The following is a 24,717-nucleotide window of genomic DNA, read 5'->3' as shown; positions in this document are numbered from 1 at the left end:
CAGATCTGGGTTACCCCTTCTTTTTGTTCAACCTTGAATCGATCAACTGTTGGGGTAAAGACTTTTTTCTGATAGGGAGTTTGAATTCTTCTTCGGCTATGTCGATCATCATATCAAAGAAAATAGCTTTCTTATCTGCGTTTTCAACCTGCTGTTCAAGCTCTTTTTTCTGTTTTTCCAACAGCCGTACTTTCTGTTCGAGTTCGTATAGTTTTTGGTCTTTAGATTTTGGCATCCGAAGTGTTGATTTATTGACCCAATCAAAGTTACCGTATTTCCGAAGCCAATTGGTAACTGTAGAGTGTGACTGAATACCATACTTGCGAGCGGCGGCTTTTATACCTAACTCTCCGCTTTCAACTTCTGACACAACTGACAATTTAAAAGCGTAGCTGTAGTCCTTCTGTGTTCTTTTAACATACTTGTTCTCTGTGAGTTCGTTCATGACGTCGTTTTTTGTGTAACGCTATTTCAGGACGAGACATAAGAAACTAAAAAGTCCCGTCTCGATAGCTATCGGGAGCGGGACTTTTTTTATAATCCGAAAATAAGGCAAGTTAATTGCCTAATGCTAATTTTTCTTTTTCGTTTAACTTGATGTAATTAAAGTCTTCCCAGAAGTTTTCTGTAAAAGACGAAGCCTGATGGAAAAAGATGTCATTTTCCGTTAATGCTTTTGATAGTTCTGGTTTCACAGTAATGGTTTCAAAATCTGTTACTACCAGCAAGGCTTCGAATGTTACAGCTTCTCCGTGCTGATCCCATTGCCCGAGATAAGACACTCGATGGATATACCAGCTTCCATTTACTTCTTTGTATTCCTCTGTCCATTTTACTTTTTTCCAAAAATTTTGTCCTTCTAAAAGTGGTTGGTATTCTGTTCGAATAACTGCTTTCGATTCAGAGTCTACATATATAATTCCTCTACAATCGGCTTTTTTAGATTTTGGTTCAAAATTGATTTGGAACACTTCTTTGCCATCATACCATGTCAATCCTTTTTTAGTGAAGTTGTAATGATCTAGTTTTTCTTTTTTTATAAAACTGTCAGTCCTTCTAGTGATGCCATCAATCATATCCGTGGCATGTCCATTGATTAAGGGCATTTCTAAAGTATCAAGGAGAGCAAACGTTTTCTTTCTGGTTTTCCTTGCATGTATCGTTGGCTTTTCTTTGCTATAAATGGTAGGGTAGTAGATGTCAAAAATACCTTCTGCCAAATAGATGCAATCCTTGTTAGTACTTAGTGTTTCCTTGTAATAGGAAGAGAGTAGTTGATCTGAATATTCGTAGTTAATTTGATGATAGTTGTTTACGTCTTTCAATACCTGATCTGCCGTTACTACTACCACTTCTTCAAGCATCTCAGTCTTCGGTGTTAGCACTATAGATAAATTGGTATTGTCTACATCCAATGGAATAGCTGCTGTCTCATAGCCAATAAACTTGATGAAGAGCATATTCTCCGCTCTATGGTAATTGATTTGGAACACGAATTCTCCCTGGAGATTAGTAGTTGTTCCAGTGTGGTTATATATGATATTCGCGAAAGCCAACGGTTGATTAGTCGATTGATCAATCACAATTCCTGAAACTTTCAAGGAAGTCCCATCTTCGAGGTTAGGAAGGTTGGCTTGAGACCCGAATGCTATCAGTAGCATTACGGATATTAATACCAATCGCTTCATGGTTATAGTATTCTTTAGTGTCTAATAGTTTATATTCTCTCGTAGCTGATTATTAGAATAATACCAATCCGTTAGCTGGTAAATGGATTATGCAATTTAGTTAAAATAATATTATTTCTAGTAAATGTTGGTCAGGAGTAAAGCTGGCATTCGTCGAAATTGTACTTATATCATGTGATTATAATTCCATAAAATCATCAAATAGTGAAATATTTAGGATTTTACGGTGAGATTATTAAAGATCGTTCGTGTCTGCGGATCTGAAGGTCTTGGCGCATTTGGGTCAATAATATTACCCTCTGGATCGATGATGATAAATCTTGGAATTCCATCTATAGCATATGCTTTAACAAATTCAGATTTCCAATCACTATCTGCAAACAATTGTATGCCTTTCAGTTCTTTGTCAGCTACCATGTTTTGCCATTTTTCGAAATCTTTTTTCTCATCAATGGAAATGCTTACGAATTCAATGGCTTCGTTGTGATAATCATTCTCCAATTGTTTCAAAGCAGGTATTTCTCTAAGACAAGGTCCGCACCAAGTGGCCCATACATCAATATACAAGTATTTTCCTCTCAAATCTTTCAGACTAACGGTTTCTCCTTCAACGCTCTGATAAGTAAATGAAGGAGAAGGCATGCCTACTTCTAAATTTCTTATTTTTTCAATTTTTTCGGTCAGTTTAGCAATGGTTGCACTGTCAGTGCTTATCGAAACAATACCGTTGTATATAGCTTCTGCATTCTCATTGCCCGCTTCTACATCATAAACAAAACCCGGCAATAAGCCTTGCTGAATTGTTGAGGAGTTGATGTTTTTTATGGCTCCAAATGCCTCACTGATTTGACCCTGTCTAATCATCGAACCGAAATAATTCTTCAATAAGCTCTTGTAACTTCTTAAGCTATTGAAATCACTTTCATTATTTGTGTCAATTTCTGTTAAGTACTTTTTAAAATCTGCTGATGCCTTGAAGTCAAAGTCTTTGGTAGCGAATTGGTGATAATATTCATAATTGATGAATTGTGTCTGATACTCATAAGAAAGGTTTCTCTTTTCTAATTCAATGAAACCTTGGTCTTGGATTTTAGAAGATTCAAGTTGCTCTTTCATTTTTGAATCCCAAGCTTCTAAGGTTGTGATAAAATCTGATTCGTCTTTGGAAAAGAGTGTTTGAAAATCAACCGTCAGCTCTTCATCTAAACGAGCTTTACTTGCCAGGTAATTATTGATATTGGTTCCTTTTCCTTCTCCATTAAATGATAATGTTTCATCAAACATAGGTTGGTCTACGGAGAGGTCTATATCAAACCCCTGGTCTAAGTAGATGTTAGTTCTTTCTCTGCCGGAATAGAAAAGGTAAAACCCTCGCCCTAATCGGAGTGTATCGGAAAAGCTCCCATCTTCATTAAGGTCAATATCGTAGGAATAATTGTCATTTTTTACTGTGATGTAGGAGCTTTCAGTATTGGTGATGGAACCTGAAATAAGGACGTAATCTTTGTCTTGAGTTGACTCACAAGCAGTAGTAAGTAGCCATGCTAATAAAAAAAATGAATTGAATTTCTTGAGTGTAAACTTCATGAGTTTGTTGTTTTGAGCAATGTATTTATTCTTTAGGAAGCTCAACGATAAACTTAGAGCCTTGGTTAGGTGTGCTTTCTACTTCAATTTTACCGTTAAGTGCATTGACATGATTCTTAACCAAGTACAAACCTAAGCCTCTACCATCCATTTTTCCATCTAGTTTTTCATAGATCAGGAACAGTCTGTTTTCATCAGCTTCGAGGTCTATGCCTATGCCATTGTCACAGACAGAGAGTATATAGCTGTCCGAAGTTTCTTTAAAACTAATTTTTACTTTAGGTTGAACCCCAGATCTCCTAAATTTAATGGCATTGTCAACTAAATAAGACAAGATGTTTTTGATGAAATCATGAACAGATTTGAGTTGAGCGTCTGGCATGATATCAAATTCGATTTGAACATCATTGTCTTCTATTACCCCTTTGAAATTTACCAATATGTCATGGGCAACAGGGTAGAGGTCGATGACTTCTCTCAGTTTTTTCTGCCCTTCTCTTACAGTTAGCGTCTGATTCAGATCTTTTATAATTTGATCTAAATTCACGGTACTCTGTTCGATAAGATTTAGAATCTCGAGGTTGTCAGATGTTACTGAAGACTTGTCAAAAATTTTAGTGAGTCCCATCATATTGGACAACGGGCTTCTTAGATTGTGAGAGATTATGAAGGCAAACTCTTCCAAATCTTTGTTTTGACCTTTGAGAGTTTCAATCAAGTTTGATTTTTCTTTTTCACTTTCTACACGTTCCGTAATGTCTTGAACAATCCCATGTAATTCGTTCCCTTCAATAAGTGAATTTTGTTCTCCAATGAATGTCGTGCCATCATTGCGCTGGAAAGTCATTTGATAATCCGTGAGCTTTCCGCTTTCATTAAGCTCATCCAAGAGTTCCTCCCTATCGACTGGGTTGGCATAAAGTGCGAAGCAATTTTGTCTGAGGAGTTCTTCTTCGGACTCAAAACCGAACATATCAACCATGGCTTGATTTACAAAAAGAAGTTCACCTTTGACGTTAGACCTAAAAATGGCAACCGGCAAACTGTCTGCCAGCAGGTGATACTTTTTCTTCTCTTGAAATAGCGATTTTGATATTTCTTTTTGGGTAGTTATATCTTGCGCGGTACCGAAAAGACTATTTGGTTTTTTGTCCTTGTCGAAGATGGCTCTGCCGGTAGCAGCTATGTATTTGATATCGCCAGATTGTGTTCGAATACGATATTCCATCCTTCTCGATACTCGACCGTCTAAGTGATCTCTCATAGACTGATCAAACATCGATCGGTCATCTTCGAATATCTGCTTTCGAAGAAGATCTATGTCAGGACCTTGATCTTTAGGAAGATCAAAAATGGTATACATCTCATCTGACCAATAAACTTCATTGGTTCGGGTATTCCATTCCCAACTGCCGATTTTTACTTCTTGCTGTGCTTGCCTAAGCATAAACCTCAGGTTTTTATTTTCCTGAAGTAATTTTTTGTTAGGTGGTATGCGCTGCTTAAATCTTCGGCTCCATGTGCCTTGATAAATTGAGTATACCCCGCTCCCTAGTATTAACATACCGAGCAGAGCACTCACAGTACTTTGTATTTCCATAAATGCTACTCTGCGAAACTGGTACAGGTGGATGTACATTTCGCATTTATTAATTCAAACCTTTCTTTCTCAAGCCTAATGTATATCAAAAGAATATACCAGCCAAAAAATCAAAAAAAACTTTAAACTGTGCTTGAATGAATTTGCTATAACTCTCTGACTATCAGAAAGAAAAAAGTATTTTATTTTTTTATTTCTTAAACCTTACTGAAAATGCGCAAAAATGATAGATTCGCTGATCTATGTCCAACCTTTTCAAAATGCATAAATCAAGATTTTTTGGAGTCGTACTCGCTTTGCTAGGCGTCGTGCTTTTTTCAGCCAAAGCAGTGATGGTAAAACTGGCCTATCAGTACGATATTGATGCTGTGACTCTTTTGCTTTTTCGAATGCTATTTGCACTTCCTTTATACTTAGTGATAGCTTTTATTAGGCGGCCTAAAAATCCTCAAGTGATGGAAGTCAGGATTTACTTATGGATAATTGGACTTGGTGTTGTAGGGTATTATCTCGCGAGTCTTTTTGATTTTTTAGGGTTACAATATATCAAGGCCAGCTTAGAGAGGATTATACTCTTTGTCTACCCGACGATTGTTTTGCTTATTTCTAAATTGTTTTTCAAAAAAGCTATCACAAGCCGTCAAGTGCTCGCGATTGTTTTAACCTATGTTGGTGTAGTAATGGCTTTCTCACTTGAGTTTTCATTGGAAGGAAAAAGTTTGTTCGTTGGAGGAGGGTTAGTTCTATTAAGTGCAATTACTTACGCCTCTTATATTGCAGGAAGTGGATGGCTAATTCCAAAAATCGGAGCAACCGTTTTCACTTCTTACGCCATGATTATTTCGTGTCTCTGTGTTTTGATACACTATGGGATAGTGGGGGATTTTGATTTGTTGCACTATCCAAAAGAAGTGTATGGATTGGGATTTGCCATGGCCGTGCTTTCTACAGTTATCCCATCTTATTTGGTCTCTTATTCTATCAAAATGATCGGAGCCCCAAGTTTTGCAATTGTAGCAAGTTTTGGGCCTATTTCGACCATTCTTTTAGCCGGATATTTTTTAGGTGAAACGATGCACTGGGCACAATGGATGGGAACAGTTTTGGTGCTTGTCGGTGTATTTTTCGTCACCAAAAAAGATTAAATAATTAAAAGTGATTTTGTCATCAAAAGAGTTCTGTACTTTTTGAAATTTGGTTGTATATTTAGGTGTTCTAAATTACCACAAAGCCTAAATGCTCCGAAAACTATTGCCACCAGACGAATGGCTATTACCAGTAACGGTTTTAGTCGGAATGATTGTCGGTCTGGGATTTTATGTACTTCACTTGTCAAAAGCGGTTTCGTATTTGTCTGACGATCCGGCTACTTGTATCAACTGTCATGTTATGACCACAGAGTATGTGACCTGGAATCATAGTGCGCATAGAAATGTAGCTACCTGCAATGATTGTCATGTACCTCATGATAATATTTTGAATAAATATTATTTTAAAGCCAAGGATGGACTTTATCATGCTTCGGTTTATACACTTAGAGCTGAACCTCAGGCTATCACTATGAGAAAGCCGAGTGAACATGTGGTACAGAACAATTGTATTAGGTGTCATGCAAACCAAGTGACTGATGCTAAAATGACGGATTGGGTAGCTAGTCATGAGGAGAGTAGATTTGGAAGAAAGTGCTGGGAATGTCATCGAGATACGCCGCATGGAAGAGTGAAAAGCCTGTCCTCTGTGGAGTTGAATGTAGAACCATTGTCCATCAAACAACAGCAAAAAGAATTTATACCATCTTGGATCAAAGATCAATTGAAAAAATAATCGACTATGTCTAAACCGAAAAAACGTCTCTGGTTATTATTTGCAGCTACAGCTGTAGTTGCTTTCTTGTTAAGTATGTTGGCAAACAGCATCATGAACAGAAAGGCAGAATCAAAATTTGCCTATGCTCCGCAAGTGGCTATAGGTGATAATGAACCACGTAATGCCGTGTGGGGAGAGAATTTTCCTCGCCAGTATCAATCCTTCCTGCAAACAGCTGACACTTCGTTTGTTAGTTATCAAAATGGAAATAACATGACAGATATGTTGGAGAAGGATCCAAACCTTGTGGTGCTCTGGGCAGGGTATGGTTTTTCTAAAGATTATAACGCGCCTCGCGGACATTATTATGCGGTGGAGGATATTCAGAATACGCTTCGGACTGGAGGCCCAACCGAACCAGGTATGGGGCCGATGCCGGCGACCTGCTGGACATGTAAAAGCCCGGATATCCCAAGATTGATGAATGAAATGGGGATAGATGAGTTTTATAAAGGCAAGTGGTATGATAAAGGAGCTGAAGTTAACAATGCCATAGGCTGCGCAGATTGTCACAATCCAAAAACTATGAGTTTGAGGATTACACGCCCAGCTTTGATAGAAGCCTTCGAAGCACAAGGAAAAGATATTAATAAGGCTTCCTATCAGGAGATGCGCTCTTTGGTTTGTGCACAGTGTCATGTGGAATATTATTTTGATAAGAAAAAACCTGGAAAAGAGGGAGTGCCCTATTTAGTGTTTCCTTGGAAAAATGGCATGACAGTAGAAGCTGCAGAGCAATATTATGACGACATGGATTTTGCGGATTGGACACATACCATTAGTAAGGCACCGATGCTCAAAGCTCAGCACCCTGGGTATGAGTTGTACAAAACAGGCGTGCATGCGAAGCGAGGAGTTTCTTGTGCAGACTGCCACATGCCTTACAAAACAGAAGGCGGACAGAAGTTTACCGATCATCACATACGTTCTCCTTTGGACAATGTAACGAATTCATGTCAAGTATGTCACAGACAAGATAAATCTGATTTGATAGGTGATGTATATGAAAGACAGAAAAAAATAAAATCCAATGTGGAGGTGCTAGAACAACAGTTAGTACTTTTGCACGTAGAAGCTGGCAAGGCTTGGGAGCTTGGCGCTACACAAGAAAACATGGAGGAAATCCTAATGGATATTCGTCATGCGCAGTGGCGTTGGGATTATGCGATTGCTTCTCATGGTGGATCATTTCATGCACCAGTAGAGGTCAGCCGTATCGTAGCTTCCGCCATACACATTGCTCAAAATGGGCGATTGAAGTTGGCTCGACTGCTCTCTTCTATGGGCTACAATGAAATAGTAGATATGCCAGACATTTCTACTAAAGCGAAAGCACAGGAGTACATAGGGTTGGATATGGAAGCATTGGAAAAGGAGAAAGAAAATTTCAAAGAAACCATCATTCCTCAGTGGCTTGAAGAAGCCAAGCAGCGAGAAGACAATATGGGTGTTGAGACAGTTTCACTAAACGATTGAGTTGAGGAGAGGAATCTGATATAATGGTATTGAAATTTTTGAAACCACTGTTTTCAAATAAGTTGACAACAGTGCTACTTGTTGCTTATGCATTTACAATGGCATACGCCACTTTCTTAGAGAATGACTTCGGCACTCAGGCCGTTTTGTCTATCATCTACAAAGCCTGGTGGTTTGAAGCCATCATGGTATTATTGGCCGTAAACTTTCTGGGCAATATCTGGCGATACAAACTGTATCGCAAAGAGAAATTGGCCATCTTCACTTTTCATGTTGCTTTCATAGTGATTTTGATTGGTGCGTTCGTTACTCGATACGCCAGCTTCGAAGGGCTGATGCATATCCGTGAAGGAGACTCTACCAATAAGATTGTTTCACAGGATCGGTATCTGATGATTGATGTGAAAAAGGGCGATGATGTCGAAAGTTTTGAAAAGAAACTGAACCTTTCTGTGTTCAAGCAGCCAAATTTAGTGGTGAATATGGGTGCCAACAATGAGATAGAAATCGAACCCAAAGCCTTCGTGCCTCAGGCAGAGCAGCAGGTAATTGAAGCAGAGAATGGGACAACGGTTTTGAAGCTAGTGACCACTTCAGGAGAAGGTAGAGAAAATCTGTTTTTGGCTTCCGGAGGGGCCTTGTTAATCAATAACTACCCTGTTACTTTCGACCGACCAGTAGATGGTGCCATCAATATTTTCAGCAAAGGAGAGGAGCTTTATATCCAGTCACCTTTCGAAATGAACTTTATGGTGATGGCCACTCAAAGTGCCGGTACCTTACCGGCTGATTCGTTGATGCCATTGCAAACCAGAGCACTGTATAGAGGGGAGAATACCCAATTCGTGATCCCTGAGGTGTATGAAAAAAGCTCTATTGTTTATTTGCCGGCCAAAGATCAGGAGAAAGGCAAGATGCTGGATGATTTGCTTTTTGTAAAAATCAAATCAGATGATCGGTCTCAGGAAATTTTATTAAGTTCCTTTGATGGTAATTTTAGTGAGAAACAGCATTTGGAAGTAGGAGAATATCATGTGGACATCAGCTATGGTCCTAAGCCAATAGAAATTCCATTTTCTATTGAGTTGAGAGATTTTCAACTCGATAGATATCCAGGGTCGACAAGCCCGTCGTCTTTTGCCAGTGAGGTGACTGTTATCGATGAAGAAACCTCATTTCCTTATCGCATTTACATGAATAATGTATTAGATCATAAAGGTTACCGTTTCTTTCAGGCATCCTATGATACAGATGCATTAGGAACAGTCCTTTCCGTGAATCAAGATTATTGGGGAACGATGATTACTTACTTAGGTTATACTTTGATGAGTTTAGGTATGCTACTTACTTTGTTTGGAAAGTATTCTCGTTTCCAGACGATCAACAAGAAACTTAATGCTTTGAAAGCAAAAAAGGCAGTGGTGGGTGTTGTGCTTGTGCTTTGCGGTTTTACGACTCAAGCGCAAGAAGGCCATAGCAAATTCAACTATGCTCAATCCCTATTGACCAATGAAGTCAACAAGGACCACGCTTCCAACTATGGTGAATTGATGGTGCAGGACATGGACGGTCGTATCAAGCCGATCAATACCTTGGGTTCTGAATTTTTGAGAAAGGTGCATGGAAAATCTACTTTCACGGTGAGTGATGGAGACTACACGTCCAAACTCAATAGTGATCAGGTATTCTTAATGATGCATGTCAACCCATTGGTATGGCAGCAAGTGCCGATCATCAAAGTAGACCCTGACGGAGGTAAGGAAATCAGAGAAGTGATAGGGGAGCGTGAAGATAAGTACTACTCATTTATCGACTTCTTGGATAAAGAAGGCAACTATCTCTTGACGGATATGGTGGACGTGGCTAGTCGAAAAAAACCAGCCGTGCAAAATGCTTTTGACAAAGAGCTGATCAAAGTAGACGAAAGGTTTAATGTATATTTTCAGGGATTGACTGGTAATTACCTCAAACTATTTCCAAAAGAAGGAGACCCAGCCAATACCTGGTACACGGGCAACTTCGAAGGTCAAACCTTCTCTGGGGAAGATTCTACCTTCGTTAGACGAATCTTGCCTATGTACTATCAGAGCATCATGGAGTCAGTTCGAGAAAAGGACTGGTCCAAAGCGGATGAAGTGTTGGGGTACATCAAAAAGTATCAGGATATCAAAGGAGCGGATGTGATGCCTGAAGAGAGCATCATCAAAGCCGAGTTGCTATACAACAAACTGAAGCTATTCAATCATTTGTTTGGCTACTTATGGTTATCTGGAATAGCATTGCTTGCTGCGGCTATATTGAAAATTTTCAAATCAGAATCAAAATCCATCAACATCGCCAGCAAAGTGCTGGCTGGATTGGTGTTTATTCAGTTTCTGGCTTTGACTTTCAACTTGGGACTTCGTTGGTATGCTTCAGGACATGCACCTTGGAGTAATGGTTACGAAATGATCATCCTGGTAGGATGGGGCTTGTTGTTCTTCGCCTTTATCTTTTACAAGAAATCAAATTTCGTGGTGCCGCTCGGTGCACTGTTTTCTGGTACGCTGTTATTTGTAGCCTTCCTTGATTGGTTGAATCCTGAGATTACTAATCTGGTACCCGTACTGAAATCATACTGGCTCAAAATTCATGTGGCTATCATCGTGAGCAGTTATGCACCACTTGGACTTTCTGCCTTACTTGGACTGATGACTTTGATCTTCATGATCGTGGACAAGAAGCAAAACGTAAAAATTGATATTAGCATCAAAGAGATGACTTACATCAATGAGATGTCGATGACTATTGGTTTGTTCTTGCTGGCCATCGGTACCTTCTTAGGGGGTGTTTGGGCCAACGAATCCTGGGGCCGTTATTGGGGTTGGGATCCAAAAGAAACCTGGGCGCTGATTTCTGTTATCGTCTATGCGACAGTGCTTCACTTACGTCTGATTCCAAAATTGAATGATACTTATGTCTTCAACACGGCCAGTGTCATTGCGTTTTTCTCGATCATCATGACTTCTTTCGGTGTGAACTACTACCTGTCAGGTCTGCACTCCTACGCAAAAGGCGATCCACTTCCCATTCCCACTTTTGTCTACTACACCGTAGCCATAATTCTAGGGATTTGTCTTTGGGCTTATTTTGCTAAGAGGAGGTACCAGAAAGTTTAGATGGTTATGAGTCTTTCCGATTCGCAAATATCGTTAAACAAATTACTGAAACTTACTGATTCGCTAGTTGACAAAATTCCGAAAAACAGTTCTGAGCATGAAATTTTATTATATGCATACTTTATATCATTACACGATTTAGCTGATGATATAAACTTTTTATTCAAGAATAAACGCTATAATGGCCTCCCTGTTCTGGCAAGAAGTTTCTTGGAAACATATGTTGACTTCAGACTCTTGTCGTTGGATGTTAGGTTTGCTAATTCTCTAATATTAAAAGCATATAAAGAACATAAAAATGTCATTAATTCGATTCTTGATTGGAATCGAGTCGATGAAAAGGATAGGGTAAAACTAATTCAACAATTAAATACATTGACGGAATGTATAAATGAAAGAATAGATTTTGAGGAATCTGAATTTAGAGTAGATAGTATAAAGGAGAAATTCAAAAAGCTTGAACTTCTTTGGCTTCACAGAACCACCTATAATGAATTGTGCGCTTTTGCTCACAATAGAATTACCATAATTGAGCAAAAACACATTGAAAAATTAAAAACAAATACCGTAGTTCTTAAGCATAAGGTTCGAGAAGAGTTTCGCCAATTAGAATTAGTAATGTCACTAACAGTTACATATTTGAGGGATACCATTAAAATAATAGAACAGAAGACAAATTTGGATTGCTCAGATATTTTAAACTCAATTTGATTTTCATTCATCCTCGTTTCCAACTAGGGTGCAAGAGCAAAGCATTTGCAACGCGCTCAAGCCAATCACAGACACATGATACTTAGTCCTCGCTATCCTTCTTGTCAGTAGTCGCCAATTTGGTAGGCTGATACGCACTTTTCTTCAATTCATCTAAATGCAAGCGGTCTATGGCTTGTACAGATCGGAAGTTGAGTCGCTCGAATAGTCCGTAGTTCTCCACAATCTCCTTGAACTTTTCATCCTTGTTGTAAGTGATGAGGTAGTAGAACTGGAGGAGCACTTCCTGTTCGGTCAGATGTGGCTTGATGATGTTGATGTAGAAGTTAGGGTCTTTACTTTTCTCAGCCACCAGATAGATCAGCGATTTGTAGCTTTCCATATAGTGAGAGATGGTATTTCTATAACTGTCATATACCTGTCTAAAGCAAGTCTCGAAAGCTTCTTCATCCAAAATTTCGGAGCTGCCATCTTTCTTTCGTCTTTTTTTGGTGTCATTTACTGCTTTGGTAAATGCCTTGTACATGACGTCAAAGCCATTGCCCGTTTCTTGAGACTCTATTCGAGAAGAGGCCGAAAGGTGGAATTCTAGCAGTTGAAAGAAAGTGTTTTCGAATTGTTGAATTTCTATGGTTCTGGACTGGCTGTCCATGATCTTTCTGGTTTCGAAAAGCTCTTCGCGCTGCAATTCTAATTCCTTGCGCTGGTAGATCAGAGCCAGATAGAAAAGTATAACGCCCGCCAGTGCCCAAATAGGTCCTACGATACCGCCGAAGAATTCACCCATTTTACTTAGTGATTCCAAATCTGAAAGCATATCGCCGCTCAGTACGTTGAGCTTTACAAACACAATATACGCTACTACGAACCCGAGTAGTACGGATATCAACGTAGAGAAGCCCAGAAATTTCACAAAGTATTCGCGTAGTTTGGTGCGTTTAGATGTCATGATTATACAGCATTTGGCTTGTCTGCTAAAGTACTAGATTACTTTCAATTATATGCAAAGCCTGAAGTTTGGAATGTCAGCAGATTTGACTGGAATATTTATTAAGTCGTACTTTAATAAGTTTACATCGAGTAAGCAAGCGATATGAACGAAATGTCATTGCGAGTATGGCTATATTTCACTAGATTACTACTACTAGCAATTCTTACTGCAAATCAGAATTATATCTTTAGGGCTAGTCATTTTGATCATGAAGAAACCATTATTGATTTTCCTGAGTCTAATTATTTTTTCCTTTAAGGTTTCGGCTCAATCAAAAACTGATCGGATAGATACTACCAACTACTACAGCTTTCATATCAACTATTGGCTCAATTTGCACCATTTTCTATGGACAGAGGCCTTTTTGAATGTCAAAGCAGATAGCTCTGTCATAAATTTCGAATTTCCTTTATCTGATCAGACCAAAGTAGATGGTGCTATAGATTACTATAGAAAGGAACTAGTAGGAAAGGATCTGAGGTACAATGAATACATGTCTGATTTCAAACAATGGATTACAAACCCCAACACAAGTCTGGACCGTATACCCAAGAAGTTTGCGACACATATGGATGTATTGATAAGGTTTGATTCATACTATCAAAGGTATTTTTGGCCCAATCAGCGCAAAGAAGTCTTAAAAACATTTTCAGAGAATATTGATTTGATCCGGAAAACAGAAAATGAATTTGTAGATCGAATCACCAAGTTGACACGTCATTTTTGGCAGTTTGACCCTCCACAAGTGAGAGTGGATCTTAGCTATTTTGCTAAGTCTACAACCCGGAGTTTTGATACACGTCCGTACACCACCATATTTCCGACCCACGTGGTGATGAACGTAGTAGGAGAGAACGACATAAAAGGCAATTGGCTTGAATTACTCTACCACGAATCTGCTCACGGTCTAATTCTGGGAAATTCATTCTTTGTGGCAGGAACGATCAAAGACCTGGTGGAAGCGGAGAATTTGAGAAGCCCAAGAAGTCTAGAGCACGTATACTTGTTTTATTTTACTGGCCAGATCACGAAAGACTTGCTTAAAAAGCAAGATATAGATTACCCCGAAACATATATGGAAAGAGGAGTGTATGAAGAATATTTTCCATTGTTGGAAAAGTATCTGGCTCCATATATGAATCGCAAATCTACTTTGTCAAATGCAACCAGGGATTTTTTGAAAGAGTGGAAAAAATCACAGCAGTAGTTTGATGCAACTCTAATAAAACCAAAAAGGGTGCTGAAATCACGAAGACTTCAGCACCCTCTTCAATGCAACTGAACCGAAGCTCACCTACACTGCCAAACTACTGTCCAAAGCCCTTTAATGTTGCAGATCAACCGAGGTCAACCTGTCCGCTTAATACCTCTCCGAAATTCGACTTCATTTGGCGTGCCTCCTGAAATCTTCCCTTCTTTGAGATTGTCTTTCGACTGACTTTTTTCCCTTATTTGGTAATTCTAAGGTAGAAACTAAAACATCTTTGTACAATAAATTGGGCTTTCTCTTATCCTCAACTTTCCCACGCGATATGCACAGGTTTTGCACAAATGGGATATAAAGCATTCTCAGGCAGTTATTTATTAGTGATGAGCGACTCACGATCATCATTCAGCAGAACCGGTGTTCCAAAACCTAAGGCTTCAAGTCTATCCATCTGTGTTTTGGCATCTCCCACCACCAACCAAATCATTTGATCTGATTTAAGATAATCGTTGGCTAAGGATTTGATTTCCTCAAGAGTCATGTTTTCTACTACTTTACCTTGTTGAAGCACATAGTCCGTAGACCAGTTGTAGGTACTTATATTTTCGAGCATTCTGAGTTTTGCTCTGGCAGTTTCAAAGGCCCTGGCATTGCCTTTCACCATAGCGCTTTTGGTAGTAGCCAGGTCTTCGGTAGAAAATGACTCTCCATAAGTTTCTAAGATTTGTTTAACCACCTCCAAAGACTCAAGCGTTACATTGCTCCGGACGCTACAGTAAATGAGAAAAGGTCCTTTATCAAGTCCCCCTTGAAATTCCGAATCGGCATGATAGGTATAGCCCTTTGCCTCTCTGAGTTCTTGGGTCAGCCTTGAGGCAAACCCACTGGCTCCTAAGAGGTAATTCATTACCTGGGCTGGAAAATAATCCTCGTCTTTTGAAGAAAGAGAGGGATACCCCAGACGAAGGTGGGACTGTTTGGCATTAGGGACATCATAAAAGAAAACCGTACTATTATTCGGAATATTTAATTCAGGCGTTTCTGGAATAGCTACAGCTTTAGCTGGCCAATTTTTGGCAAGAGACCGTACGGCCTCCTGAGCGGATGATTCACTTACATCACCTACTACGTGCATTACAGTGTTGGACGGTGAAAGTAGCTCGTAATAGGCTTTTAACTGCTCCATGCTCATGTTTTCGATCGAAGCAGCCTGGCCAAATAGATTGTTAGATAGAATATGCTCACGGCCATAAAAAAGGGAGTCAAACTGATTGTCCGCAAGGCGGCCTGGAGAGGCGGCATCTTGTTGGATCCAGCTAATCACTTCCTGTTTATACAAGGCTAGTTCTTTATTGTCCCACCTTGGGGAAACTAATATTTCCTCCACTAAGGCTATCGTCTCTTTGAAATTCTTGGCAAGTGCAGAACCTGTGATTCGGATACTCTCTTTTTGTGCAGAAATATTCAGGGTAGCACCGAGCAGTTCTATTTGATGTTCCAGTTCTTGAGGAGTTTTGTTGGCCGTGCCTTTGGTAAGTAAACCAGCGACTAAATTGGCTGCTCCTAAATTTTGAGGCGTTTCCAGCACCTGGCCTCCTTTGATCACGAAGTTGAAATCTATTACTGGTACTTCGTTGTTTTCAATGCCTAATAGCTTCAAGCCATTGCTCAGTTCTGCCGACCAAACCTTAGGAGGGGTGATCTTTGGGTCCTCGCCATAAGGTGGCTCTTTACTTCTATCGAAGGAAGAAGGTGTCTTTTCATAGGAAGCTTCAATAGAAGAATCAAAAGTCTCTTCGGAACCTTGGGTTATAGTTTCCTCTACAACCTGGGCTTGTGCGGAGTTTTCCAAAGCCAGACTCAATTGTCCTTTAGGAACAAAACTGGTGGCTACATAGGGTTTATCTTTTATGTATTTTTTATATACCCTTTTTACATCTGCTTTAGTTACTAGTAAGGTTTGCTCCAGATCTTTGGATATGAATCCCGGGTCATTAGCGAAGATGTTGTACTGAGCGAGATAGAAGCTTTTTGCTACAACGCTCGAAATACTTTTATAAAAGTCAGCTTCTTGTTGCGCCTTGATTCTTGTGAGGTCTTCGTCTGAAATGCCCTCCTTTTCAAATTTCTCTAAACCTTGCTCAATGCCAGCGAGGACCTCATCTAGGTCTACTTGATCAAATCCTGTTATGCTTAGATATACTTCACCTGCAATTTCTGCACTATAAGTATCCATAGAGGTATTAGATGTTAAACTTTGCTCTTCAACCAGTACCTGATACAGAGGAGCACTTTTTCCTTGAGATAAATAATTGCACAAAACTTCCAAGGCATAACTATCAGGGTGATAGATTTCCACCCCTGGCCAAATGAGCGTTAGCTCCGGAAGGTTGGCAAAGTTGTCTTCATGATACACCTTGATGGAGCTGTTCAATTTGGCAGGCTGGGGCGATAATGGAGCTATGGGATCACCAGATGGGATTTCATCGAAATACTTTTTTACCCAGTTTTTGGCCTGCGAAGTATCAAAATCGCCGGCGATGACCAATGTCACATTGTCGGGGGTATACCATTTGGCATAAAACTCCTTGACATCGGCTAAAGTGGCATTTTGAAGATCTTCCAAAGAACCGATGACTTGCCAGTTGTAAGGGTGATTTTCAGGGTACAAGTTTTTGTTAGCAACAAAATAAGTGTGGCCATAAGGCTGGTTGTCCACTCGCTGACGTTTTTCATTTTTTACCACTTGTTTTTCTTTGGCCAATACGGGTTCTGTTACTGTATTGATAAACCAACCCAGTTTGTCAGCCTCTGCCCATATCATTTTTTCCAAAGCGTTTTTTGGTACTGTTTGGTAATAGTTGGTACGATCACGATTGGTGCTACCATTGGCTCCGGAGCCGCCAATTCTGGCGCTCATTTGATCCAGTCCTCCTTTGCCGAGGTTTTCAGATTCTAAGAAAAGCAAGTGCTCAAACAAGTGTGCGAATCCAGTTCTACCGGTTTTTTCTCTTGCAGATCCTACATGAGCTGTTAATGACACGGCGACAACAGGATCAGACTTGTCAATATGAAATATCACATTTAACCCATTGTCTAGTACGAATTTTTCATAATTTACGTCAAGCGTAGGGTTTGTTTCGTTTACATCTGTCTTACAAGAAATAAAGAATAAGAATAAGGCGAAGGCAGTTATTTTTTTGAACATTACATTTTTGAGTTTAGATTAAGAAAATTACATCTAATTTTCGATTCTACCGGGCTTATTATTAGGATGGTGAAATAGTTATAGGAATGGATATAAAAGATTTAGGTTTTACGGAGGAAATGAAGGGTTTTGGTATTGATCATGGCCTGAACTCCTTTGAAACAGGACGTGTAGTCTCTGAACATCGTGAGCGATATGCAGTACTTACAAGTAAAGGGTTGTTTGATGCGGAGTTGTTAGGCAATTTGCGATTTACAGCCGAAAGCAGAGAAGACTTTCCTGCAGTAGGCGATTGGGTGGCCCTATCTCCGTATGACGAAGACAAAGCCTTGATCCATGGGATTTACCCAAGGCATGTTGTACTGTCCAGACAAGCGGTAGGAAAGAAGGGTGAGAAGCAGATCATTGCCACCAATATTGATGTAGGACTTATTGTACAGTCTGTCAATCGAGATTTTAATATCAACCGTCTCGAGCGGTATTTAACCATTTGCTATGCTGCGGAAATCCAACCTGTTGTAATCTTGAGTAAAACAGATTTACTCGAAGAGGAGGACTTGCAGCAGGTGTTGGATGATATCAAAAGTCGTATAAAGGAAGTGGAAATTATTCCAGTCAGTAATCAAATAGAAGCTGGTTATCAGAAAGTAGTTGAGATCATAGAGCAAGGAAAAACGTACTGTTTGTTGGGGTCCTCGGGAGTAGGTAAATCTACTTTACTCAATCATGTTTCCGGACAGGAACAGATGCAAACTGGTGAGATTAGTGAAAGTATTGATCGCGGCAAACATGTTACTACTCATCGTGAACTAGTAGTGCTAGCAAATGGTGGGATATTAATTGATAATCCAGGGATGCGCGAAGTTGGTGTTGGCGATGCAGCAGGGGGGCTGGAAATGACATTTGATGAAATTCAGGAGTTGTCTCAAGATTGTAAATACAAAGATTGCACGCATGTGCATGAAGCGGGGTGTGCGATTCTGGAAGCCCTGGAAGAGGGCGAGTTGGATCAGGCATCGTATGAAAATTACCTCAAGATGTACAAAGAAAGATTGCATTTTGAAACCAGTGCCGAGGACAAAAAGAGAAAAGACAAGGGGTTTGGAAAAATGATGAAGCAAGTGAAGAAAGTACGCAAACAGAATAAGTATTAAATATTTCATTTGAATATCTATGAGGAAGGTAGAAGTTACTTTGGAGATTAATGCCACTACTGAACAGATTATAGATGCTTTTATTAATCCAGATCGACTCAAGGATTGGTGGCAAGTAGAGCAAACATTGATTGAGCCAAAAGAAGGAGGAGTATATACTTTAGTATGGCAAGTTTCTTCTCAAGGATTCGGATATGTATCGACAGGTCAAATTAGTGTTTACAATCCTAGGGAAGAGTTGAAGATTGAAAATTTTGTTTACCTCAATCCAGAAAAGCCACCATTTGGCCCTATGAATTTGACAGTGCGTGCTACTCCAGTTGATAGGGGAAGTGTACTGTATCTCTGTCAGGATGGTTATCAAACAGGAAAGGATTGGGATTGGTACTATGAGGCTGTGAAGCATGCATGGCCAGAATTATTGAATACATTCAAATTTTATATAGAATCATAATCCATTAATTTATTATGCATGCATAATAAATTAATGGAATTCTTTCCTCAAGTCAACTTAATCCATTAAAATTAAGGTTAGGCAATTAACCCATTTGATTGATTATGGCTCACGATAAGTACCCACATCTTTTTGCACCACTAGACTTAGGATTTACCACACTGAAAAACAGATCTCTGATGGGGTCTATGCATACTGGTTTGGAGGAAACGAAAAATGGCTATGAACGCATGGCTGCTTACTTTGGAGAAAGGGCAAAAGGAGGTGTAGGGCTAATTGTGACAGGCGGTGTATCTCCAAACCGACAAGGTTGGGTGTCTCCTTTTTCTGCTCGGATGACAAAAACGATTCACGCAAAGAAGCATCGGATAGTCACAGAAAGAGTGCATGAATTCGATGGAAAAATTTGTATGCAAATTCTGCATGCTGGTCGCTATGGTTATCATCCATTAAATGTGGCACCTTCTGCTATCAAATCTCCAATCACACCTTTCAAGCCATTTGCGTTATCTGAAAGAGGTATACGAAATACAATTAGCGACTTTGCACGATGTGCTTCTTTAGCTAAAGAAGCAGGCTATGATGGCGTGGAAGTCATGGGATCAGAAGGCTATTTGATCAATCAATTTATTGCCCAGCATACCAACAAAAGAACTGACCATTGGGGTGGAAGTTATGAAAACCGAATGCGTTTTCCGATTGAAATAGTGAAGGCGGTTCGTCAGGCCGTAGGAGAAGATTTTATTATCATCTATCGTTTGTCCATGTTAGATTTAATTCCGCAAGGGAGCGAATGGTCAGAAGTGGTTCAGTTAGCTAAAGAAATAGAAAATGCAGGAGCTACTATCATTAATACTGGAATAGGATGGCATGAGGCAAGAATTCCTACCATTGCTACAATGGTGCCGAGAGGTGCATTTACATGGGTAACTAAGAAAATGAAGGGTGAGGTCAATATTCCTTTGATCACCACAAATAGAATTAACAAACCTGATGTTGCGGAAAAAATTCTAGCTAATGGCGATGCGGATATGGTATCGATGGCGCGTCCGTTTTTAGCGGATGCTGATTTGATGATCAAATCAGAACAAGGAAGGGAAGACGAAATAAATACATGTATAGGGTGTAACCAGGCATGTCTGGATCATGTGTTTAAGAATAAGTTATCTACTTGTTTAGTAAATCCAAGAGCTTGTAAAGAAACAGAGTTAAATTATTTGCCTGCGATTTCCAAAAAGAAGGTAGCTGTAGTAGGAGCAGGGCCTGCTGGTCTGGCGTATGCTACAATCGCTGCGGAGCGAGGTCATGAGGTGACACTATTCGAAGCATCAAGTGAAATTGGTGGACAATTCAATATGGCTAAGAAGATTCCTGGAAAGGAAGAATTTTATGAAACATTGAGGTATTTCAGCAGGCGTATTATGCTTACCGGTGTTGATTTACAATTGAATACCAAAGTAGATGTCAAAAAAATCACTGCAGGAGGATATGATGAGGTGATTGTGGCTACAGGTGTGAATCCGAGGGATCCAGGTATCAAAGGGCAGAATCACCCAAGAGTACTTTCATATATTGATGTGCTCAAACATGACAAACCTGTGGGTAACAAAGTAGCGATTATTGGTGCTGGTGGTATAGGTTTCGATGTGGCTGAATATCTAAGCCAAGAAGGGGAAAGTCCTAGTTTGAACATTGAGGATTTTATGCATGAATGGGGTGTAGATATCAAAAATGAAACTAGAGGTGGGCTTGTGACTGCCAAAATGCCAACAGCCAAAAGAGAAATAATCATGCTTCAACGATCAGAAGGTAAAATGGGGGCAAGGTTAGGAAAAACAACCGGTTGGATACATAGAACGACGCTCAAGCACAAGCGAGTAAAAATGTTGACTCATGTGACTTATGATAAAATAGATGATGATGGATTGCACATAACAATCAAAGGGAAAGAATCTCAAATTTTACCTGTAGACCATGTAATTCTTTGCGCAGGGCAGTTGCCAGAAAATGCTCTGGTCAACGATCTGGAAAAAGAGGGTGTAAGTGTCACAAAAGTGGGTGGTGCTGATGTAGCTGCAGAACTCGATGCCAAACGAGCCATAGATCAAGCTACCAGACTCGCAGCATCTTTATAGTATTATTCTCCTTTTACGATATACTTCTGTTTTGATACCTTCTTGCTGAGTTTCTTAGCGAACTTGGCAATTGACTTTTCAACTTCTCTAGGGTCGATTCTCATTCTGGTATCATCTGTCATCAACTGCTTGTCACTACTAATGTGGTAAATGTCAGATTGGATTTCAATTTTGCTAGAAGAAACAGCATCAAAATAATTGCCATACGTATAGTCTCCCCATGAATAGCTTTGACCTCCAGCAATCACAACACCACTACTGTTGACAGAAGTGAAGCCAGCACCTGTGTATTGTGATCGTTGGTTGTACGAGTAGCTATTTTCTTCTTCTATATCGACTAATCGTACAACTAGAACGCCATCTGCACCTTCTTTTTCACAAACCGCAAGAACACCTTTTTTGGTTAAGCGTTCAGATCCCACTAATCGAGTGGAGTGACTGCTTATTGTAGAAATACCATAGTCTCCTAGGTCATATCCTAATTCATCCTCTAATGTGATTCTATTTTCCTTGGTACGTACTAAAACGATGACTAAGAGCTTATTAATCGTAACGTTAGTTTGAGGCTCTTTTTTCACTAATTCAGGTGAGAAGACTGACGCCTGGGTTGAATGATAAGAGAAAACAATTGTCAAAAGGACAAGAAAGGTATGTTTAGTAACGTTCATCATGATTTTTCAAATAAGTCACAATATTAGTCAATGCCATCCATACCTAATATTTAATTAGAGAAAATGTCCTTGATAGATGAAAGTTAAAGATGCCTTGTTGTATTGAATGAAAAAATATTAACCTTTTAACTTGATTACGTATAACTTCGGACAACTAAAGTGACATAGTTTTATGAGAGAGATTTTTGCTGAAGTTCTGACCATTGGGGATGAAATATTGTATGGCCAAATATTAGATACCAACACCAAATGGATAAGTCGAGAATTAGATGATATTGGAATAAAAGTAAGACGCAAAACAGCTATTGGTGATAAAAAACAAGAGATACTTGATGCGTTAGATGAATCATTGAATAGATCAGACATTGTTTTGATCACCGGTGGACTAGGGCCTACAAAGGATGATATCACTAAAAAGACTTTAGCGGAATATTTTGAGATGGAGCTAGCCCTCAATCCTAGTGCATTGGAGGATGTTGAAGATATATTTAGTCGATTTGGGAAAGAGGTGACTGAAATAAACAGGCAGCAGGCGTTCTTACCAGAAGGTTGTAAAAAAATAAAGAACGAAAGGGGCACCGCACCGGGGATGTGGTTTGAGAAAGGTAAAAAAGTAGTCGTTTCGATGCCAGGCGTACCATTTGAAATGGAAGCTATGATGGCGAAAACAATATTGCCCAAACTAAAAAAGCATTTTACGTTGCCAGTGATTGTTCATAAAGTCATCAAAACAATTGGCATAGGAGAATCATGGTTGGCAGAGGAGATAAGTGTATGGGAAGATCAGCTTCCAGAGCATTTGGCTTTAGCCTACCTTCCAGGTAAAGGTCAAGTTCGCTTGAGACTCACAGGTGTAGGTGACGATCGTGAAGAGTTAGAAACTGAAATGGATCAGCAGATTGAGGCTGTATTACCCAAAATCAAACCATATGTTTTCGGTTTTGGGGATATTCAAATAGAAGACGCAGTTGGAGAGGTGCTGAAGACACGAGAACTTAAAATTGCAACTGCAGAGAGTTGTACTGGTGGTTTTTTGGCTCATCGTTTAACATCAGTCCCTGGTAGTTCGGAGTATTATTGGGGGTCCGTAGTTTCATACCATAATGACATCAAAAAAGGGGCTTTAGAAGTGAGTAATAAGACCCTGGACACGCATGGAGCAGTGAGTGAAGAAACTGCTACAGAAATGGCAGTTGGAGTGAGGAAAAAGTTCAAAACAGACATAGGAATTTCTACTACAGGTATTGCCGGACCTGATGGAGGCACAGAAGAAAAACCTGTAGGCACAGTTTGGATGGCAATATCCTTTGGGAAAAATGTAGTCACACGAAAAATTAAGTTACCCGGAACCCGAATTCTCAATATAGAATACACGGCCATACACGCCCTCAATTTCCTGCGTCAAACCCTTGATAAACAGTGATATTTAGCGCTAAATCAAGTAACTTAGCAGCTGATTAGACCCGAAATTGTAATAAAAAATTATGGCCTTAGTAGAAATGGTAATGCCCAAGATGGGCGAAAGTATCATGGAAGGAACCATCCTTTCATGGCTTAAAAAAGTAGGAGATACGATCGAGCAAGACGAGTCTGTTTTGGAAGTTGCTACTGACAAAGTGGATACGGAAGTGCCTTCTACTCATGCAGGTGTTTTGAAAGAAATACTCGCCAATGAAGGTGATGTTGTCGAAGTAGGTAAGCCTATCGCAGTCATTGCCACCGATGGTGCTGATGTACCAGCGCCTGCCAAACCAGAGGCAGAAGTAGTTGAGAAAGCTGAGGCTTTGGTAGCGGAAGCGGTAGAAGCTCATTCTGCAAGCGCACCTACTCCAACTCCAGTCTTAGAAAAACCAACCTCTGGAAGGTTCTATTCACCACTAGTATTGAATATCGCTAGAGAAGAAGGTGTTCCAATGGCCGAATTGGAGGCTTTGCCTGGTACTGGCAAAGAAGGTAGAGTGACCAAAAAAGATATATTGGCGTTCGTTAAAACGAGAAAATCTAATGGAGCACCTGCACCTGTAGCAGCTCCGGCGACAGCAAATGGCGCAGCACCTAGCAAGCCAGCCTCGCAGCCAGTAGCCATTTCATTTTCAGGAGAAGATGAAATTATCGAGATGGATCGCATGCGTAAGATGATAGCCGAGCGTATGGTGGCTTCTAAGCAGACTTCGCCTCACGTGACTTCATTCGTTGAGGCCGATGTCACCACTGTAGTAAAGTGGAGAGGGAAGCATAAAAAAGCCTTTATGGAAAGAGAAGGTCAGGCATTGACTTTCACCCCTATATTTATTGAGGCTGTAGTAAATGCGATCAGGGACTATCCAATGATTAATGTTCAGGTGGATGGCAATAAGATTGTAAAGAAAGGATCAATCAATGTGGGAATGGCAGTGGCTCTTCCTTCAGGAAATTTGATTGTTCCTGTAATCAAGAATACGGATCAATTAAGCTTGAAAGGCATTGCGCTGAAAGTAAACGATCTAGCTCGTAGAGGTAGGGATAATAAGCTGACTCCAGATGATCTGAGTGGCGGGACCTATACAGTGTCTAATGTAGGATCATTTGGCAATGTGATGGGAACACCAATTATCATGCAGCCACAAGTTGGGATATTGGCTTTAGGTGCTATTGTGAAAAAGCCTAGTGTCATTGAAACACCTCAAGGCGATTTAATTGGTATTAGACATAAAATGTTCTTGTCTCATTCATACGACCATAGAGTTGTGGATGGTGCTTTGGGAGGGATGTTTGTTCGTCGGGTAGCTGATTATTTAGAAAAATTCGATCCTGAAAGGACAATCTAGAACA

General features: G+C 39.9%; 18 protein-coding genes. 11 read left to right on the top strand and 7 right to left on the bottom strand.

Annotated elements, in window-relative coordinates:
- Window positions 1-10: 10 nt before the first annotated feature.
- The 4 genes from ACOQO5_RS05950 to ACOQO5_RS05935 all read right to left on the bottom strand — a co-directional run bounded on the left by ACOQO5_RS05950 (window position 11) and on the right by ACOQO5_RS05935 (window position 4,722).
- The gene (locus ACOQO5_RS05950) at window positions 11-445 is read right to left on the bottom strand and encodes a transposase (protein ID WP_420579690.1); all 435 of its coding nucleotides are present in this window, start codon (window positions 443-445) and stop codon (window positions 11-13) included.
- A gap of 112 nt (window positions 446-557) precedes the next feature.
- Window positions 558-1,688, bottom strand: coding sequence for a carboxypeptidase-like regulatory domain-containing protein (locus tag ACOQO5_RS05945; RefSeq protein WP_420580771.1), 1,131 nt, complete (start codon window positions 1,686-1,688; stop codon window positions 558-560).
- A gap of 213 nt (window positions 1,689-1,901) precedes the next feature.
- Entirely contained in the window at window positions 1,902-3,275 is a 1,374-nt protein-coding gene (locus ACOQO5_RS05940; protein WP_420580770.1) for a TlpA family protein disulfide reductase, read from the bottom strand.
- A gap of 25 nt (window positions 3,276-3,300) precedes the next feature.
- Window positions 3,301-4,722: a sensor histidine kinase gene (locus tag ACOQO5_RS05935; protein ID WP_420580769.1), complete on the bottom strand. Its 1,422-nt coding sequence runs from the start codon at window positions 4,720-4,722 to the stop codon at window positions 3,301-3,303.
- Between the two features lie 413 nt (window positions 4,723-5,135).
- Here ACOQO5_RS05935 and ACOQO5_RS05930 point away from each other — a divergent pair, with 413 nt between their 5' ends.
- From ACOQO5_RS05930 to ACOQO5_RS05910, 5 genes are all read left to right on the top strand, one after another.
- Entirely contained in the window at window positions 5,136-6,020 is an 885-nt protein-coding gene (locus ACOQO5_RS05930) for a DMT family transporter (RefSeq protein WP_420580768.1), read from the top strand.
- A 91-nt stretch (window positions 6,021-6,111) separates the two neighbouring features.
- Window positions 6,112-6,699 carry a cytochrome c nitrite reductase small subunit gene (nrfH, locus tag ACOQO5_RS05925; protein ID WP_420580767.1) on the top strand — a complete coding sequence of 196 codons (588 nt, stop codon included), beginning with the start codon at window positions 6,112-6,114 and terminating at the stop codon, window positions 6,697-6,699.
- A gap of 6 nt (window positions 6,700-6,705) precedes the next feature.
- Window positions 6,706-8,217 carry an ammonia-forming cytochrome c nitrite reductase gene (gene nrfA / locus ACOQO5_RS05920; protein ID WP_420580766.1) on the top strand — a complete coding sequence of 504 codons (1,512 nt, stop codon included), beginning with the start codon at window positions 6,706-6,708 and terminating at the stop codon, window positions 8,215-8,217.
- Between the two features lie 23 nt (window positions 8,218-8,240).
- Window positions 8,241-11,375 carry a cytochrome c biogenesis protein CcsA gene (ccsA, locus tag ACOQO5_RS05915; RefSeq protein WP_420580765.1) on the top strand — a complete coding sequence of 1,045 codons (3,135 nt, stop codon included), beginning with the start codon at window positions 8,241-8,243 and terminating at the stop codon, window positions 11,373-11,375.
- Between the two features lie 6 nt (window positions 11,376-11,381).
- A complete protein-coding gene (locus ACOQO5_RS05910; RefSeq protein WP_420580764.1) occupies window positions 11,382-12,086 on the top strand; it encodes a DUF5677 domain-containing protein in 705 nt (234 codons plus the stop codon).
- Window positions 12,087-12,168: 82 nt separating this feature from the next.
- Here the strand turns inward: ACOQO5_RS05910 and ACOQO5_RS05905 are convergent, their stop codons facing one another.
- On the bottom strand, window positions 12,169-13,035 hold the full coding sequence (locus tag ACOQO5_RS05905; RefSeq protein ID WP_420580763.1) for a putative phage abortive infection protein: 867 nt from the start codon (window positions 13,033-13,035) through the stop codon (window positions 12,169-12,171).
- A gap of 250 nt (window positions 13,036-13,285) precedes the next feature.
- On the opposite strand from ACOQO5_RS05905, the gene ACOQO5_RS05900 reads away from it, so the two are divergent.
- Window positions 13,286-14,284, top strand: coding sequence for a hypothetical protein (locus tag ACOQO5_RS05900; protein WP_420580762.1), 999 nt, complete (start codon window positions 13,286-13,288; stop codon window positions 14,282-14,284).
- Window positions 14,285-14,654: 370 nt separating this feature from the next.
- Here the strand turns inward: ACOQO5_RS05900 and ACOQO5_RS05895 are convergent, their stop codons facing one another.
- Entirely contained in the window at window positions 14,655-17,492 is a 2,838-nt protein-coding gene (locus ACOQO5_RS05895; protein ID WP_420580761.1) for a M16 family metallopeptidase, read from the bottom strand.
- An 86-nt stretch (window positions 17,493-17,578) separates the two neighbouring features.
- Between ACOQO5_RS05895 and rsgA the strand changes: the two genes are divergently transcribed.
- The 3 genes from rsgA to ACOQO5_RS05880 all read left to right on the top strand — a co-directional run bounded on the left by rsgA (window position 17,579) and on the right by ACOQO5_RS05880 (window position 21,235).
- The gene (rsgA, locus tag ACOQO5_RS05890) at window positions 17,579-18,646 is read left to right on the top strand and encodes a ribosome small subunit-dependent GTPase A (RefSeq protein WP_420580760.1); all 1,068 of its coding nucleotides are present in this window, start codon (window positions 17,579-17,581) and stop codon (window positions 18,644-18,646) included.
- A gap of 19 nt (window positions 18,647-18,665) precedes the next feature.
- Window positions 18,666-19,100 carry an SRPBCC family protein gene (locus ACOQO5_RS05885; RefSeq protein WP_420580759.1) on the top strand — a complete coding sequence of 145 codons (435 nt, stop codon included), beginning with the start codon at window positions 18,666-18,668 and terminating at the stop codon, window positions 19,098-19,100.
- A 104-nt stretch (window positions 19,101-19,204) separates the two neighbouring features.
- Window positions 19,205-21,235: an FAD-dependent oxidoreductase gene (locus ACOQO5_RS05880; protein WP_420580758.1), complete on the top strand. Its 2,031-nt coding sequence runs from the start codon at window positions 19,205-19,207 to the stop codon at window positions 21,233-21,235.
- A 2-nt stretch (window positions 21,236-21,237) separates the two neighbouring features.
- Here ACOQO5_RS05880 and ACOQO5_RS05875 read toward each other — a convergent pair whose 3' ends face one another.
- The gene (locus tag ACOQO5_RS05875; RefSeq protein ID WP_420580757.1) at window positions 21,238-21,906 is read right to left on the bottom strand and encodes a hypothetical protein; all 669 of its coding nucleotides are present in this window, start codon (window positions 21,904-21,906) and stop codon (window positions 21,238-21,240) included.
- A gap of 172 nt (window positions 21,907-22,078) precedes the next feature.
- Here ACOQO5_RS05875 and ACOQO5_RS05870 point away from each other — a divergent pair, with 172 nt between their 5' ends.
- Together ACOQO5_RS05870 and ACOQO5_RS05865 are read left to right on the top strand one after the other, a co-directional pair.
- A complete protein-coding gene (locus ACOQO5_RS05870) occupies window positions 22,079-23,329 on the top strand; it encodes a competence/damage-inducible protein A (protein WP_420580756.1) in 1,251 nt (416 codons plus the stop codon).
- A 61-nt stretch (window positions 23,330-23,390) separates the two neighbouring features.
- Window positions 23,391-24,713: a dihydrolipoamide acetyltransferase family protein gene (locus tag ACOQO5_RS05865; RefSeq protein ID WP_420580755.1), complete on the top strand. Its 1,323-nt coding sequence runs from the start codon at window positions 23,391-23,393 to the stop codon at window positions 24,711-24,713.
- The last annotated feature ends 4 nt before the right edge of the window (window positions 24,714-24,717 follow it).

Origin of the sequence: Reichenbachiella sp., from assembly GCF_965223055.1 — a bacterium.
Lineage (GTDB): Bacteria > Bacteroidota > Bacteroidia > Cytophagales > Cyclobacteriaceae > Reichenbachiella.
The sequence above is the reverse complement of the archived record's forward strand: the minus strand, read 5'-3'. Positions and strand labels throughout refer to the sequence as shown.

Bases quoted from the DNA above. Each gene is read 5' to 3' on its own strand.
- ACOQO5_RS05950 (WP_420579690.1), bottom strand. From the start codon at position 445: ATGAACGAACTCACAGAGAACAAGTATGTTAAAAGAACACAGAAGGAC.
- ACOQO5_RS05945 (WP_420580771.1), bottom strand. From the start codon at position 1,688: ATGAAGCGATTGGTATTAATATCCGTAATGCTACTGATAGCATTCGGG.
- ACOQO5_RS05940 (WP_420580770.1), bottom strand. From the start codon at position 3,275: ATGAAGTTTACACTCAAGAAATTCAATTCATTTTTTTTATTAGCATGG.
- ACOQO5_RS05935 (WP_420580769.1), bottom strand. From the start codon at position 4,722: ATGCTTAGGCAAGCACAGCAAGAAGTAAAAATCGGCAGTTGGGAATGG.
- ACOQO5_RS05930 (WP_420580768.1), top strand. From the start codon at position 5,136: ATGCATAAATCAAGATTTTTTGGAGTCGTACTCGCTTTGCTAGGCGTC.
- nrfH (WP_420580767.1), top strand. From the start codon at position 6,112: ATGCTCCGAAAACTATTGCCACCAGACGAATGGCTATTACCAGTAACG.
- nrfA (WP_420580766.1), top strand. From the start codon at position 6,706: ATGTCTAAACCGAAAAAACGTCTCTGGTTATTATTTGCAGCTACAGCT.
- ccsA (WP_420580765.1), top strand. From the start codon at position 8,241: ATGGTATTGAAATTTTTGAAACCACTGTTTTCAAATAAGTTGACAACA.
- ACOQO5_RS05910 (WP_420580764.1), top strand. From the start codon at position 11,382: ATGAGTCTTTCCGATTCGCAAATATCGTTAAACAAATTACTGAAACTT.
- ACOQO5_RS05905 (WP_420580763.1), bottom strand. From the start codon at position 13,035: ATGACATCTAAACGCACCAAACTACGCGAATACTTTGTGAAATTTCTG.
- ACOQO5_RS05900 (WP_420580762.1), top strand. From the start codon at position 13,286: ATGAAGAAACCATTATTGATTTTCCTGAGTCTAATTATTTTTTCCTTT.
- ACOQO5_RS05895 (WP_420580761.1), bottom strand. From the start codon at position 17,492: ATGTTCAAAAAAATAACTGCCTTCGCCTTATTCTTATTCTTTATTTCT.
- rsgA (WP_420580760.1), top strand. From the start codon at position 17,579: ATGGATATAAAAGATTTAGGTTTTACGGAGGAAATGAAGGGTTTTGGT.
- ACOQO5_RS05885 (WP_420580759.1), top strand. From the start codon at position 18,666: ATGAGGAAGGTAGAAGTTACTTTGGAGATTAATGCCACTACTGAACAG.
- ACOQO5_RS05880 (WP_420580758.1), top strand. From the start codon at position 19,205: ATGGCTCACGATAAGTACCCACATCTTTTTGCACCACTAGACTTAGGA.
- ACOQO5_RS05875 (WP_420580757.1), bottom strand. From the start codon at position 21,906: ATGATGAACGTTACTAAACATACCTTTCTTGTCCTTTTGACAATTGTT.
- ACOQO5_RS05870 (WP_420580756.1), top strand. From the start codon at position 22,079: ATGAGAGAGATTTTTGCTGAAGTTCTGACCATTGGGGATGAAATATTG.
- ACOQO5_RS05865 (WP_420580755.1), top strand. From the start codon at position 23,391: ATGGCCTTAGTAGAAATGGTAATGCCCAAGATGGGCGAAAGTATCATG.